A 14,467-nucleotide genomic window follows, 5' to 3' on the forward strand; every position below is an offset into this window, starting at 1 on the left:
GTAGGCATTTTTTACAGTACCCTGGTACTTTGCTTCAATCTATTAAGTTCATATAACCGGTTATAAAACAAAATTATTCTAAGACTTTATGTACATTGATAGAACTTTGAAAATCATGTTTTATGATGGTTCGGACAAAACTTTGGTACCTAGAGAATTTTAACCTCAGGAAGATACTGACGCTTGAGGAAAGGAAGAAGGTTGCTGGCACGGCTGTGATGCAGCATGTGCCCAGAAAAGAAGTTATATACTTTCCTTCTGAAGCCTCTGACAGTGTTTACATTCTGAAAGAGGGGAAGGTGAAGATATATCGTCAAACCCCTGATGGAAAAGAAATCATTCTGAATATTATCAGTCCGGGGGAGCTCTTTGGCGAATTAGGCATAGCGGGCCAGCAAGAAAGGGAAGAAGCGGCAGTAGTATTGGAAGATGCCGTAGTATGCGTCATCCCTTTGAAAGAAATGCTGAAACTGATGCAGTGTATGCCCTGCCTGAACACAGAGATTCTGAAGCGGCTTGGGACGCGGGTAAAGAAGGTGCAAAACCGACTTGAATCACTCATCTGCAAAAATGCCGAGCAGCGTATTCGTACCCTCATAAAAGAAATTGCGCAGGAGCATGGCAGAATTGTTGCCGGTGATCCCGACCAGGTAGAAGTAAGGCTTAGACTGACACACGCCGACATTGCCAAACTTACAGCCACCTGCCGCCAGAGCGTAAGCAGCTTACTCAAGGATATGGAAAAGCAGGGCCTGATCAAGTACGATCGCAACCGGATTTACGTTAAAGACCTCTCTCTGCTTTAGCGGCAGAAAGGATACATACAAATGTATTGCTACTTTAAACATTCCTTTTCAGCTACATACATCCGCCTGTTCTTGTGTGCATTTTTTAAAGATAGCCGCATACAGGGGCAAGGTGATAAAACCTGCCTTTGTGAATAGACAGTATACTGCCAGTAAACATATTCTGAGGTTTCAGGTTCAGCTATAACATGGCTTAAAGACTTACATTTCCAGTTGGAGGTAAAGAAGAATTTCTTCCGGATTAAGGACCCTATAGCTGAGCCAACTAACTCAGGTGACACACCTGGGGCGTTATGTGTGCTGCAGAAGCTGAACATTTTTAAAACAACTATGAAGGATATTGATAGAAGAAGCTTTTTCCGTAAGTCCCTGCTCTCTGCGGGCGGAGTAGTAGTAGCTCCACTTGCTCTTGGAGAAACAAAGGAAATGATGGCAGGCAATAGAAAGGTTACAAGCCCTAAGGTTATTTTCTTTGATGTGAATGAAACGCTGCTTGATCTTACTCCACTAAAAGAAAGTGTAACCAGGGTGCTGGGCGGTCGCAAAGAGTTGGTACCCCTGTGGTTTACCACTATGCTGCAGTTTTCACTGGTGGCAACAGTAGGCGACCAATACCGAGACTTTGGAGAGATCGGGGCAGCAACACTCCAGATGGTAGCCCGCAACCATAACATCAGCTTAACAGAAGAGAAGGCAAAAGGAGCCCTCAAGCCCATTCATTCGCTTCCTGCCCACCCGGAAGTGCCGGAAGCGCTTGGCAGGCTAAAGAATGCCGGGTATACCCTTGTCACCCTCACCAACTCTTCTAAGCAGGCAGTAGAAGAACAGATGGCAAATTCCGGATTAAGAAAGTATTTTGAGGCGTTGCTGAGCATTGAAGAAGTAGGGATGTACAAGCCCCATAGCCGTTTATACAATTGGGCAATTCGCAAAATGGGGGTAAGCCCCTCTGAAAGTCTTTTAGTAGCAGCACATGGCTGGGATGTGGCTGGTGCGCAATGGGCAGGCTGGCAAACTGCCTTTATCTCCAGACCCGGCCAGCAACTTTATCCTCTTGCTGGTAATCCTGAAATCGTGGCTCCTGATTTAGCCCAGATAGCTGAAAAGCTTATGGCAGCTAAGCGATAAAACCTTTTTAGGGATTGCTGCGCAGTTTACGTCAGGCGCTCCAGGCGCTGTGTAATTTCGTCAATCACATCCTTGCACCACCTTTGTGCGATGTCCGCAGTTTCGCTTTCAGTCCATGCTTCTCCATACAGCTTTTCCAACCAAACAATGTTTTTTCCAGGCCCTACTTCATAGGTCGTATGTCCCAGCTTGAAGAGCAGGTCTTTTGTCACGTCAAAGGGAGGGACTCCTGCTCGCTGGAACCCTTCCAGGCGCAGCTTTAGCCCCATATACTGCACATTACCGTTCTCTATGCTGATGGGTGTATCATCGTCAGCATCAGAGGCTTTTGTCCAGATATCTACCATTTTCTCCAGCCCGAAATCATTGAACAGGGGCGTGATGTCTGTTAGGTTTAGGTGTATGCGTGTCGCTAGTGTGGGCAGTATTTTATTGTACAGGTGTAGGATTGCGTCTTTATCTCGTGTCATTTGTAGTTTTCTTTGTTGAATAAAGTATTCATTTTGTAAGCACCTCTTTTTCTCTAACGGTGCTGCAAGAGAGCCTGAGTTGATTTTACAGGTATCCGTTTTTGAGGGAGGCCAGAAGGTTTGGTCTGTGCGGAAGATCTGGTCCAGCAATACATTACGATAAAATCCAAAAACCTTCGCCAATACCTCCTGTCTCAGCATAAACAAACTTAATGCACAACTCCTGCAGCAGTGCTATCTGCCTGGTAATGTATACCTCTTGCCTGAATAACCTTCTGCCCCAAAAGTAAAATCAGCAATGCTACCAACGCTGATGCGGCCATTAAACCAGCCATTGGTACGGCAGAATGGTTACTGAAAAGGCTCAGGATAACCGTTGCTAAGGCGCCAATACCCATTTGAGAAGCACCCATCAGCGCAGATGCACTACCTGCGTTTTTGGTGAAAGGCGCTAAAGACAGCGCAGAAGCATTCGGGAAAGTAAAGCCAAGGCAGCTTAAAAAGAGGAAGATACAGGCAATAGTGGCATATAGCCCCAGCCAGCCATTCATAATGCCCAACAAAAATACTGTTCCAATCACCAACTGACAGACGAGCGCCGCAATAATGATCTTCTCACTGCGAAACCTGCGCAACATGATGCTGTTCACCTGGCTGGCTCCAATCAGACCGATGGAGAGGAACGCGAAAATCCATCCATATTCCTTCTCATTTACCTGAAATATCTCCATAAACAGTAATGGTGAACCAGAGACGTATGCCAGCAGCCCCGAGAAAGAAACAGCACCAGAAAATGCATAGGTATAGAAATGAGGTTCTTTCAGAACCATGCGAAATTTAGATAAGATTGGTTTTGGCTTGAGCGAATAGGTCGGGTCCGGTTTGCTGCTCTCGGGCAGCCCCAGGTAAACTGCAACCAATATAGCAGCCGCCATGGCAGCCAGGATAAGAAACACTGCTTCCCATCCGAAACCTGCCGTTACATAACCTCCAACTGTGGGGGCAATCATAGGCGAAACACCCACCACCAGCATCAGCAGCGAAAATACTTTTGCATTATCCTGCACCGGAAATAAATCGCGCACCATGGCTACGGAGGCCACCGCTGCGGCACAACTGCAGACAGCCTGTATGAAACGCAACACAATCAGGGCTTCGATAGAGGTAGCAAAAGCACAGGCCACTGAGGCTAACAGGTAGCCAACAAGACCGATGTAAAGCGGTTTTTTTCTGCCAAACCTATCCATGAGCGGGCCATACAGCAACTGACCGGCAGATATGCCGATAAAGAAACTGGACAAAGTAAGGGAAACTTCTGCTACTGTCGTATTCAGGTCTTTGGCAATGGCCGGAAAACCAGGCAAATACATGTCTATGGAAAAAGGCCCTAAGGCAGTAAGTGTTCCTAATATGATAATGAGGGTAATGTAATGCTTGCGTGTCATAAAAAGGTAATTTGCCCGGCAAAGGTACAGATAAAAGAGGTTCTATTCTTTATTCGTGTATATCAAACATCCAGAAGTGCGGGCAGCGGCTATCTTCATTTCCATTGTATTTGCTAAAATATGCTGCGCTTCGGGTCATCTGGAAGAGAAATGAGCTGTTTTATGTGCCGATAGTAATGAATAAGATTATATTTAACTAAAATTCATGCTGATGAAAAAGAAGCGTGACGAAGCAGCAAAGTCAGTAGAACAGCTTTTTATACATAAAGTTGTACGTGCAGGTATCCGGCTATTGTACATAGGTAGGCTAGTATCAAAACGGGATGAAGTATTTTAATACGAACAGATAGCTACAAATGGTCTGCTGGCCAAAAGGCACAGCAAGGGCGTAGGGAGATATTATTAGAAGATATTTTTTCTTTAAGTTGATGATATTAAGGGTGGGTTCTTAAAGTTAAGCTCAAGCATAGTATCTGGTTTAGTTATCAATTAACAGTAATATGGAAAACGAGGAGTTAAAGCTGCGTAGCCGCGGATGGTTCGGCAGATCAGGCAAGGACGGCTTTATTTACCGTGCCTGGATGAAGAAGCAGGGAATACCAGCCTATGAACTGGCTGGCAAGCCAATCATCGGCATCTGCAACACCTGGTCTGAGCTTACTCCCTGCAATTCTCATCTGCGTGACCTGGCAGAGTCAGTGAAGCGGGGGGTAATAGAGGCTGGAGGCTACCCGGTAGAATTCCCGGTGATGTCGCTGGGCGAGACCCTTATGAAACCGACGGCCATGCTGTACCGCAACCTGGTGAGCATGGATGTGGAGGAGTCTATCCGGGCCAACCCGCTGGACGGTGTGGTGCTGCTTTGCGGCTGTGATAAAACAACACCTGCCCTGGTGATGGGCGCCTGCAGTGTAAACATTCCTTCTATCGTGGTTTCTGGTGGACCTATGCTTACGGGCAGGCACAGGGGGCGCAGCATTGGAACAAGCGACATCTGGCGCTTCAGTGAAGAGTACCGCTCCGGAAAGATGACGGATGAGGATATGACATTGGCAGAAGCAGGCATGTGCCGGAGCGACGGCCATTGTGCTGTAATGGGTACTGCCTCTACCATGGCCTGCATGGTGGAGGCGCTGGGGCTATCGCTGCCGCATAATGCGGCGATACCTGCTCCGGACAGTGCCCGGAAAATCCTAGCGCATATGTCTGGTGTGGAGATTGTAAAAATGGTGCGCGAGGATCGCAAGCCATCCGATATCCTGACAAGGGAGGCATTTGAAAATGCCATCATGTTGAACGCTGCCGTGGGTGGCTCCACCAATTTTGTGATTCATCTCCTGGCCATTGCCGGAAGAATTGGTGTGCCCCTGGCGCTGGAGGATTTTGATAAGTATTCGGCTGGTGTTCCGCTCATCGCCAATCTGCAGCCCTCAGGTGAGTTTTTTATGGAGGATCTCTATTACGCAGGAGGCTTGCAGGTTGTACTGAAGGAGCTTCAGGCACATCTGCACAAAAGCTGCATCACGGCAAATGGAAAGACGTTGGAGGAGAACTTTACTGCCGCCGCCTGCTATAATGATGCTGTAATTGCTACAGTAGATAAACCCTTTAATGAAGTTTCTGGTATTGTCGTGCTTCGGGGAAACATGTGTGAGAACGGCGCCGTTATCAAGCCTTCTGCAGCCAGTCCGCAGCTGATGAAGCACAGAGGCAGGGCAGTCGTTTTTGACGATATCGACGATTACAAGAACAGCATAGATGATCCGGCGCTTGAAGTGGACGAGCATAGCGTGCTGGTGCTGAAGAATGTGGGGCCAAAAGGGTATCCTGGAATGCCGGAGGTAGGTAATATGGGAATGCCTGCCAAATTGCTGGATAAAGGAGTAACTGATATGGTGCGTATTTCAGACGGTAGGATGAGTGGGACGGGCTTTGGAACTGTTGTGCTGCATGCATCACCTGAGGCTGCCGCCGGAGGTAACTTTGCTGTGGTTCGCACCGGAGATATCATCGTGCTGGACGTGCCCAACCGCCTGCTCTCTGTAGAGCTATCAGAGGAGGAACTGGAGAGACGAAAGCGGGAGTGGAGACCTCAGCCAAAACATATGAAGAGGGGCTATGTCAGCCTCTATACAAAGTGTGTGGAGCAGGCGGATTTAGGAGCAGACTTTGATTTCCTGAGAGGTAATTCAGGGAGTGAGGTAACCAAAGATTCTCATTGATCGCATCATAGAGCATCGTAAAAAAATATCGCAGATTGTTACTTATTTTGGAATCACTCTATGTCAGCAGCGTCTTTTAAACAACAGGTAGCCATAGTGACCGGAGCAGGGCAGGGCATTGGCTTCAGAATATGCCAGGAACTGGCAAAGCAGGGAGCATCGGTGCTGCTAAATGATATAGATGAACAACTGGCTGTCAAAGCTGCTAAAAGTATAAACGACCAGTACGGAGACTGCATAGGCCTGGCCGGAGACGCTGCAAATCCGCAGTTCATTCAGCAGATGGTTAATACTGCAGTTTCGGAATTTGGCAGGCTAACCATTGCCATTGCAAATGCTGGCATTACCGTATTCGGAGATTTCCTGACCTACACCCCGGAAGACCTGCAGAAAGTGACGCAAATGAACCTCGGAGGGAGTTTTTTCCTGGCACAGGCTGCAGCCAAACAGATTATTAAACAACATTCCGGTGGGAGCATCCTTTTTATGTCTTCTGTTACGGGGCATCAGGCGCATAAGAACTTAGCAGCTTATGGCATGACCAAAGCAGCGCTTGAACTACTTGCCAAGCACCTGGTCCTTGAATTGTCACCTTACCGAATCAATGTGAATGCCCTCGCACCCGGGGCTACCCTTACAGAAAGAACTGCTGAAGATGGTGCCTATGAAAAGACATGGTCTACCATTACTCCTATGGGCCGGCCGGCTTATCCGTCTGATATAGCACATGCCGCTTTGTTCCTGGTGTCAGAAAACGCCAGGCATATTACAGGGCAGTCCCTGGTGATCGATGGCGGATGGACATCTGTCAGCCCTTCACCATATGAATAGGAAGTGCATGTAGTTTTGTGCAATAACGCTTAAATCAAAGGTGCGATCAGCTATAAATCAGCTGTTTAAGGATTGTGTTTAAAAGATGAACTTGAATAAAAAAGCAGCAGCATTTATGAGCAGAGAACTTCCTCTGATTAAGTCAAAGTGGAGGAAATGGAAAACAAAGCTGTAAAAGTCAGGCATGGGATAAGTGTTGTGAGTGAAGGCAGGGTTAAAGGGTGTCGGTATGGTCGTACATCTCCAGGAGAGAGTTAAAGCTTTAATTAAACATTTAGCCATAACTTACTCATCTAATTGATTATTATATTCTAAACAAAACCAACAGCAGGTATGGAAAAGAAATTACACCAAAGCTATATTCTTTTAGTTGCTGCCTTTATCATTTTCATTGCCTTCCCGGCCAGCAGCCAGAACGGCACGATGCGACAGGGGACGGTAGAACGGATAAAGGTGCACGGAAAGGAGCTGGAGGGAAACCTGGCCGGGGATTCACCGGATAGGGACGTGTCGGTGTACCTCCCGCCCAGTTACAAAACCAATCCGGAACGCCGATACCCGGTCGTGTACCTGTTGCATGGCTTCACCGACAGCGACGCTAAGCTCTATGGCTTTGAGCAGCACTGGATGAACCTGCCGGATGTGCTGAATCAGGCGTTTGCGGAAGGTAACAGGCCAGAGATGATTTTTGTGACGCCGAATGCTTTTACTCGTTTCCAGGGCAGTATGTATTCAAGTTCCGTTACAACCGGCAACTGGGAAGATTTTGTGGCGAAAGAGCTGGTGTCGTATATCGACAAAAATTACCGTACCATTCCCCAGGCCGCCAGCCGCGGATTGGCCGGTCATTCGATGGGAGGCTATGGTGCTATGCGCATTGGCCAGAAATACCCGGATGTCTTTTCCAGTTTATACTTGCTGAGTCCGTGCTGCCTGGAGCCCGCCAGTAATGTGCCGCAGGATTCTGCAGCCCAGGCCCGGCTGCAGGCAATCCAGACGCAGGCCGACCTGGAGAAAGCGGATTTCTTTACCAAAGCCACCTTTGCGTCGGCTGCTGCCTGGTCACCCAACCCACAAAAGCCGCCATTCTATTTAGACCTTCCGCTGGAAAACGGGCAGGTGCAACCCTTGGTATTGGCTAAATGGACAGCCAACCGACCCCTGGCCTCAATTGACCAGTATATCTTTAATATCAGGAAATTAAAAGCCCTTGCCTTTGATGCCGGCGCTGATGACAGCGGTATTGCCGCCAGCATTAGAGAACTGGACAAGGTGCTGGATAGCTATGGTATCAAACACTTCTATGAAGAGTATGACGGGGACCACATCAACAGGGTGGCAGATCGCATTGGTACAAACCTGTTGACTTTCTTCTCAGAGAACCTGTCGTTTGAACAGCCCAGGAAGTAAAGAAGTCTTAGTGCCTGCAGCAGGATAGTCTTTGCTTCTAAAATGCTGTAAACATCCGCACAAAAGAAGAAGCCTCTGTTACTGCAGAGGCTTCTTCTTTTGTGCGGGGCACAGATCTTCTTCGCTATTTCAGCAATTATGAAAGTTGTAGTTGTGCAAGCGAGGCGTAGGCACCTCTTCCGTTTATGTCCGGATTGATAGTGAGTTCCAATGCACTCACCGCGTCGAGGTTCACAGTATATTCTTCCGATTCCTCTATCGTTTGCGGAGGGCTGAAGTTATACTGTTGTCGTACAATCTCACGGTAAGATGCATCACTTTCTGGTTTCCAGCGCAGCAGAAACTCCTGCGAGCGCTCCTTTTCCTCTTCCCGAAATAAAAGATGAACCCGTTGAATTTTTTGTGGTGTATCAAACATAATCCGGATGATCTGTTCACCTGGTTGTGCCGCCCTCCAGCCTTCTTCTTTGTTAGATGTGAAGGCTTGCTCAATAGGATGAGCTTCTGCTTCAGACGTAATTTGGATTTGAGCCAGGTGTTCCAGGTCTATCCCGGTATGTGTTGCAGTAGAGGCTTGATCGATTATTTGTTTGCGCATATCTTAATTTTTAGAAATTTCTATATGAGATAAATTGATTGGGGAATAACTTCATTTTTAAACCGGGAAGCTATTTATCCATCTCTAATCCTCTAAAGGTGGATTAATACATAAGTGTCAGAAATACCTGCCATCAGAGGTGTATAAGCTCCATCTAACTTCCCACTTACTTTGACAGCCTTGATACTAGATCCTAAAAGACTGCCGCAATAAGAATCATTTAACACGTTTGTAAATAGGCTGTTTATACTGTGTCCTTTATCTTTTACTCCAATGAGCGCTTTTAAGTTTATATGTACACTTATTAGCATAAGTACATGTGTGACTGGAGGGTTATGCGTTTCCACATAGTCCGACTGAAGAACTATAGCTTTCCGTGCAGTATCTGAAAAATTCAAGAAGTTATCATGATAGCCTTGGAAAAAACTAATGTGCGCACACATCATTACTGTCTGCTCTCGCTGCTGCTCTTTAGGTTAATAGAAAAGGCAGCGCTGGTGGCGACCACTTCCACGGACGTGATAAATACGAACGTCGCTTTCACAGTGCGGGGACTAAGCAGTGAGGTGCAGATCATTTCCACCTGCAATTTTGAGGCATCGGAAGATATCCTGAAGCTGGCCGGCAGCAACCATGTTTTGCGGGTGGGTGAGATAATGGGCCTGTAGATAGGGGGCCTTAGGGCAATAAATGGAGCATGAATCTGATAACTGAAAATTAGCTTGTTGTTTTGCAGTATATTTAATTTTTGTAGCTTACAAAGTAGGTAGCCCCGTAGTAATGAAGCATAAATTAAACAAGTTCCAGTTGGCTTTTTTCAGGTGGCGCAGGAGGCAAAGCAACAACCGCATTATGCCTTTTGTGCTAAGCGTGGTGGTAGGTTTAATTGTGGGCGTTGCCGCCATTCTTATCAAAACGATTATCTTCTACATTGAGCAGTATGCAGTTTACTTTGCGCCGAATATCCTCAACTTCCTGCTGCCGCTCATCGGGTTTGTCCTGGTGACGTTCCTCAACCGCAATGTATTCAGCAAAACCGCCTACTTCAGCGGCGCCCGGCATGTGATTGAGTCCATAGAGAAAAACACGTCCATCATTCGGTTCAGGCTTATTTACTCCAAATTTGTAACGACCGGGCTTACTATTGGCTTTGGGGGAAGCTCCGGGGTAGAGGCGGCTATCATAACAAGCGGGGCAGCCGTAGGTTCTAATGTGGGACGTGTGCTAAGGCTGAACTACCGGCTACGCACCCTGCTTATTGGCTGCGGCGTGGCTGCCGGTATCTCTGCGGTATATAATGCGCCGATGGGAGGGTTTATTTTTGCACTTGAAACCATACTTCCTGAGTTCACTCCCACGCTGCTGATTCCGCTGCTGGTGGCGGCGGCGGCCGGTAAAATCCTGTTTGAGTTCTTTATGGGGCAGCACCTGCGCTTTGAGGTGCCGCTCACTGATTTTGCCTATGAGCAGATTCCGCTGGTCATTTTGCTGGGTGTGCTGGGCATGCTCATGTCGAATTACCTGCTGAAGACGTACAGCTACTGTGCCCTTTACTTTTCCCGCATTAAAAATGCCTACCTGCGCGCCATAGCGGGAGGAGTAGCATTGGGCAGCATCATTTACCTGCTGCCGCCCATGTATGGCGAAGGGTATGTGAGCATTAACGCGCTGCTGAGCGGCGAAGAGCGCTCCCTGATAGTGAACTCTCCGCTGGCTGCGCTGCCTACTACCATTTGGTTCAACCTCTTCTTCTTCTTTCTGATAACCATGGTAAAACCCCTCGCCACGGGGATCTGCGTGAATTCAGGGGGAGAAGGTGGCTATTTTGCGCCTTCTATTATCACGGGTGGCTTTCTGGGTTACCTGTTCTACAAAATAGTGGCACTGCTGTTCCCATTCTACGGTTTAAACATGGCAACCTTTATGTTTTTGGGTATGGCCAGTGTCTTCGCCTGTATTATGAATGCGCCTGTTACGGCCATATTCCTCGTTGCTGAGATTACGCAGAGCTATCAGTTGTTTGTGCCTCTGATGCTGGTGTGCGCTGTTTCCTATTTTCTGAAATATTACATCGAGAACCTCAGCTCAAGTGTGGAACAGCCAAAGGGGCAGGGCAAAGCCCTGCGGGTGGACCGTATCCTGCTAAACCAGTTAAATATCAGTCAGCTAATTGAGGAAGATGACAGGCCCTTGTCAGAGAACGATTCACTTCGTACTATAGTGGAAAATTTCTCCAGTTCCAACAGGGATGTGCTGCAGGTGCTGGATAATAAAGGTGTGCTGGTGGGGGTGATAACCCTGAGTGATATGCGTAAGCAATTAGGGGATGTTTCGAGCTATGACACCATCACAGCTAAAGACCTGATGCAGCCCCCAAAAGTTACAGTGGAAATAGATGAGCCTGCAGCAGACGTGCTCGATAAGTTTGATGAGAGCAAGCTATGGTCACTGCCTGTGGTGCGGAAGGGCACGTTCAAAGGGTTCATATCCAAAAGCAGGCTCCTGACGCAGTATCGGAAAGATCTGACCCGGGTGAACAGGTTCTTCTGATCAGGGGCAATTTTACTGTGCACTTTGTGCTCTTTTGTACTCAATCTTTTCTCACTATACGCACCGTTTCCTCCATACTGGTGCATGAGAATAGATATACTCCTGTAGCAGCTTCGGGAGTATGTGTGACAGTCCTTCTCACTTAAATCCGCTTGTTTGGTTTTGTAATAAATCAACAAATCTGTCTAAATTGGTACTTCATTCACAGACATTCCATGAAATTCGCTTTTAAGAACACCGCCTTTTTATTCCTTTTCATCTCCTTTCTTTTTTCCTGTTCTACAAGCCAAAACGTTGCTTCCTCCCTGGAGGTGGAGAAATGGGAAGAACAGGCAGCGCGCGTTACCATTATACGTGATGATTTTGGCGTGCCGCACGTCTACGGAAAAACGGATGCTGATGCGGTCTTCGGACTTTTGTATGCGCAGTGTGAGGATGACTTCAACAGGGTAGAACGGAATTACCTTTGGGCTACCGGTCGGTTGGCAGAGGTAGAAGGAGAAGAAATGCTGTACAGCGATCTTCGCGCAAAACTGTTTATGACAGAAGAAGAAGCCATCGCTAACTATGAAAGCAGTCCGGAATGGCTTAAGGCCCTTTGCCAGGCTTTTGCTGACGGTATCAATTACTACCTGCATACCCACCCGGAGGTGAAGCCAAAGCTCCTGACACACTTTGAGCCGTGGATGCCGATGTACTTTAGCGAGGGCTCCATTGGTGGCGATATTGAAAGTGTTTCAACAAAAAGAATCAAAGCTTTTTATGAAGAGAATAAGTCTTTAGGACTTAGCAACTACGGTGACGGATTGGTGCATCCAGCACTTCTCGACGAACCTAAAGGCTCTAACGGTTTTACTATTTCCGGAGAACACACGGCCTCAGGAAATGCCATGCTGCTTATTAACCCGCACACTTCCTTCTTTTTTCGTGGAGAAGTGCATGCTGTGAGCGAAGAAGGGCTGAATGCTTATGGCGCGGTTACCTGGGGGCAGTTTTTCATTTATCAGGGCTTTAACGAAAAAACCGGTTGGATGCATACTTCCGCGTATGCAGACGTGATAGACGAGTTCGAAGAAACTGTTGTAAAGGAAGACGGTAAATTGTATTACCTGTATGGAAACGAAAAACGGCCTGTCACATCTACTGAAGTAACCTTATCCTATAAGGAGGGGGAGGCCCTAAAGCAAAAGACTTTCACAACATACAGAACACATCATGGGCCTGTTACACACAAAAACGGTGACAAATGGGTGGCAACAGCATTGATGTGGAAACCTGCAGACGCCTTAATTCAGTCGTACACGCGCACCAAAAAGAGCAACCTGGAGGAGTTTAACGAGATGATGAAGATGCGCACAAACTCTTCCAATGGTACTGTATATGCCGATGCGGATGGGAATATTGCTTACTATCACGGCAACTTTTTCCCGGTGCGGGATACCTCCTTCGACTATACAAAACCCGTAGATGGCAGCAATCCGAAAACAGACTGGCAGGGGCTGCATCCGCTGGAAGAAACCATCATTGTTAGAAACCCGCCGAATGGCTGGATTCAGAATTGCAATTCCACACCCTTTACCAGTGCCGGACCCTACAGCCCGAAGCAGGAAGATTACCCGGTGTACATGTCACAGTCGCCGGAAAATTTCCGTGGCATCCATGCAATCCGTCTGCTGGAGAAAGCTGATAACCTCACATTAGACAAGCTGATAGAGCTGGCATATGATCCTTATCTTCCGGGGTTTGAGATACTCATTCCCGGTCTTGTTGCCGCCTATGAGAAACAAAACTCTGAGGACCCGAAGCTGAAGGAGGCTATAGAGGTGATGCGCAACTGGGACTATGCGGTGTCAGAAGAATCAGTGGCCATGTCGCTGGCTCATTTCTATGCTACAAATACACTGAGAAACGGCAGCGCCCCGGAAGGGCTCAACCTGATGGAGCGCTTTGATTATTATGCTTTGGCTTCACCAGCGGAAGAGCGCCTGGAGCTTTTCCGGCAGACCATTGCCCAACTGGAAGCGGATTTTGGGCAGTGGAATACACCGTGGGGAGAGATAAACCGGTACCAGCGTATAAACGGTGACATTCAGCAGGATTTTAATGATGCTCTTCCAAGCCTGCCAGTAGGTATGGCTTCAGGAAGCTGGGGCGCGCTGGCATCTTTCGGGGCAAAATCTTACAACACGAAACGGCTTTACGGCACTTCAGGAAACAGCTTTGTTGCGGTAGTGGAATTTGGTGACAAGGTGAAGGCAAAAAGCCTGCTTGCCGGCGGGCAAAGCAGCGACCCCAATTCACCTCATTTTGATGATCAGGCGCAGCGTTATGCTGATGTTAAGTTCAAAGATGTTGCCTATTACCGCGATGATGTGGAGAAGCGCGCGAAAGCCACGTATCATCCAGGGGAGAAGAGAACTGAGCTGAAGTAATTGTTTAAATGAGTGTTTCCGTGCGACTACAGTCAATGAACTGGGGCTGATTTAAGTTAATAGATGTTTTCCTCTTCTTTCGCCTGACTTTTTGCCTTATTTTTGGGCAATGAGAAATTCTGCCTGCCTCTTTTTTTTAGTGCTCGTTGCCTTTTTTGTTTTCAACGACAGTCCTGTCGTCGCGCAGCAAACGGGAACTGGTACACCCTTGCAGGCCGATTCTCTTCTTCAGGCACGTGCCGACAGTCTGAAAAAGCCGCAGTTCCTGGTACTGGATACCCTGAGTTATCGTTTTTTTGGCGACGGCAGCTTCACCCAGGGCAACGTCAATCGCAGCCTCATGGTGCTGCGGGCAGAGGTGACAGTAGGAGGTCCCGTCATTTCTATTGCCACTAACCCACGCTTCAGCTACGGAAGGCAGAATAATGTGGTGGCCGAGCGCGACACCTACGTTGACTTGTTTATCGATGTGTTCAAGAAAAGAAAAACGTATTTATTTGGCCTGGGAACCATAGAAATAAGCAACCTGCGGGGCATTGATTTAAGGCAGCTGGTAGGGGCGGGGGTGGGATACC

Annotated in this window: 12 protein-coding genes; 9 read left to right on the top strand and 3 right to left on the bottom strand. The window is 47.7% G+C overall.

What is annotated here, in order from left to right; genetic code table 11:
• Positions 1-122 precede the first annotated feature (122 nt).
• Both DXT99_RS22265 and DXT99_RS22270 read left to right on the top strand, forming a co-directional pair.
• A complete protein-coding gene (locus DXT99_RS22265; protein WP_115567804.1) occupies positions 123-806 on the top strand; it encodes a Crp/Fnr family transcriptional regulator in 684 nt (227 codons plus the stop codon).
• A 330-nt stretch (positions 807-1,136) separates the two neighbouring features.
• Entirely contained in the window at positions 1,137-1,934 is a 798-nt protein-coding gene (locus DXT99_RS22270; protein WP_115567815.1) for a haloacid dehalogenase type II, read from the top strand.
• Between the two features lie 26 nt (positions 1,935-1,960).
• Here the strand turns inward: DXT99_RS22270 and DXT99_RS22275 are convergent, their stop codons facing one another.
• Positions 1,961-2,404, bottom strand: a complete 444-nt coding sequence (locus DXT99_RS22275; RefSeq protein ID WP_115567816.1) for a hypothetical protein — start codon at positions 2,402-2,404, stop codon at positions 1,961-1,963.
• A 209-nt stretch (positions 2,405-2,613) separates the two neighbouring features.
• Positions 2,614-3,849: a multidrug effflux MFS transporter gene (locus tag DXT99_RS22280; RefSeq protein WP_115567805.1), complete on the bottom strand. Its 1,236-nt coding sequence runs from the start codon at positions 3,847-3,849 to the stop codon at positions 2,614-2,616.
• A gap of 500 nt (positions 3,850-4,349) precedes the next feature.
• Between DXT99_RS22280 and DXT99_RS22285 the strand changes: the two genes are divergently transcribed.
• From DXT99_RS22285 to DXT99_RS22295, 3 genes are all read left to right on the top strand, one after another.
• Complete coding sequence (locus DXT99_RS22285; RefSeq protein ID WP_115567806.1) at positions 4,350-6,071, top strand: IlvD/Edd family dehydratase; 1,722 nt, start codon at positions 4,350-4,352, stop codon at positions 6,069-6,071.
• Positions 6,072-6,131: 60 nt separating this feature from the next.
• On the top strand, positions 6,132-6,902 hold the full coding sequence (locus tag DXT99_RS22290) for an SDR family NAD(P)-dependent oxidoreductase (protein ID WP_115567807.1): 771 nt from the start codon (positions 6,132-6,134) through the stop codon (positions 6,900-6,902).
• A gap of 333 nt (positions 6,903-7,235) precedes the next feature.
• The gene (locus DXT99_RS22295) at positions 7,236-8,312 is read left to right on the top strand and encodes an alpha/beta hydrolase (protein WP_115567808.1); all 1,077 of its coding nucleotides are present in this window, start codon (positions 7,236-7,238) and stop codon (positions 8,310-8,312) included.
• A 136-nt stretch (positions 8,313-8,448) separates the two neighbouring features.
• Here the strand turns inward: DXT99_RS22295 and DXT99_RS22300 are convergent, their stop codons facing one another.
• Positions 8,449-8,910, bottom strand: a complete 462-nt coding sequence (locus DXT99_RS22300; RefSeq protein WP_115567809.1) for an anaphase-promoting complex subunit 10 family protein — start codon at positions 8,908-8,910, stop codon at positions 8,449-8,451.
• 416 nt (positions 8,911-9,326) lie between these two features.
• Between DXT99_RS22300 and DXT99_RS22305 the strand changes: the two genes are divergently transcribed.
• The 4 genes from DXT99_RS22305 to DXT99_RS22320 all read left to right on the top strand — a co-directional run.
• Positions 9,327-9,578 carry an NAD-binding protein gene (locus DXT99_RS22305; RefSeq protein ID WP_246000955.1) on the top strand — a complete coding sequence of 84 codons (252 nt, stop codon included), beginning with the start codon at positions 9,327-9,329 and terminating at the stop codon, positions 9,576-9,578.
• Positions 9,579-9,690: 112 nt separating this feature from the next.
• Positions 9,691-11,460: a chloride channel protein gene (locus DXT99_RS22310; protein ID WP_115567810.1), complete on the top strand. Its 1,770-nt coding sequence runs from the start codon at positions 9,691-9,693 to the stop codon at positions 11,458-11,460.
• A 215-nt stretch (positions 11,461-11,675) separates the two neighbouring features.
• Positions 11,676-13,892, top strand: coding sequence for an acylase (locus DXT99_RS22315; RefSeq protein ID WP_115567811.1), 2,217 nt, complete (start codon positions 11,676-11,678; stop codon positions 13,890-13,892).
• Between the two features lie 109 nt (positions 13,893-14,001).
• A partial coding sequence (locus tag DXT99_RS22320) for a DUF481 domain-containing protein (RefSeq protein ID WP_115567812.1) occupies positions 14,002-14,467 on the top strand: 466 nt, incomplete at its 3' end.

The sequence above is a fragment of the Pontibacter diazotrophicus genome (genome assembly GCF_003367245.1).
Taxonomy (GTDB): domain Bacteria; phylum Bacteroidota; class Bacteroidia; order Cytophagales; family Hymenobacteraceae; genus Pontibacter; species Pontibacter diazotrophicus.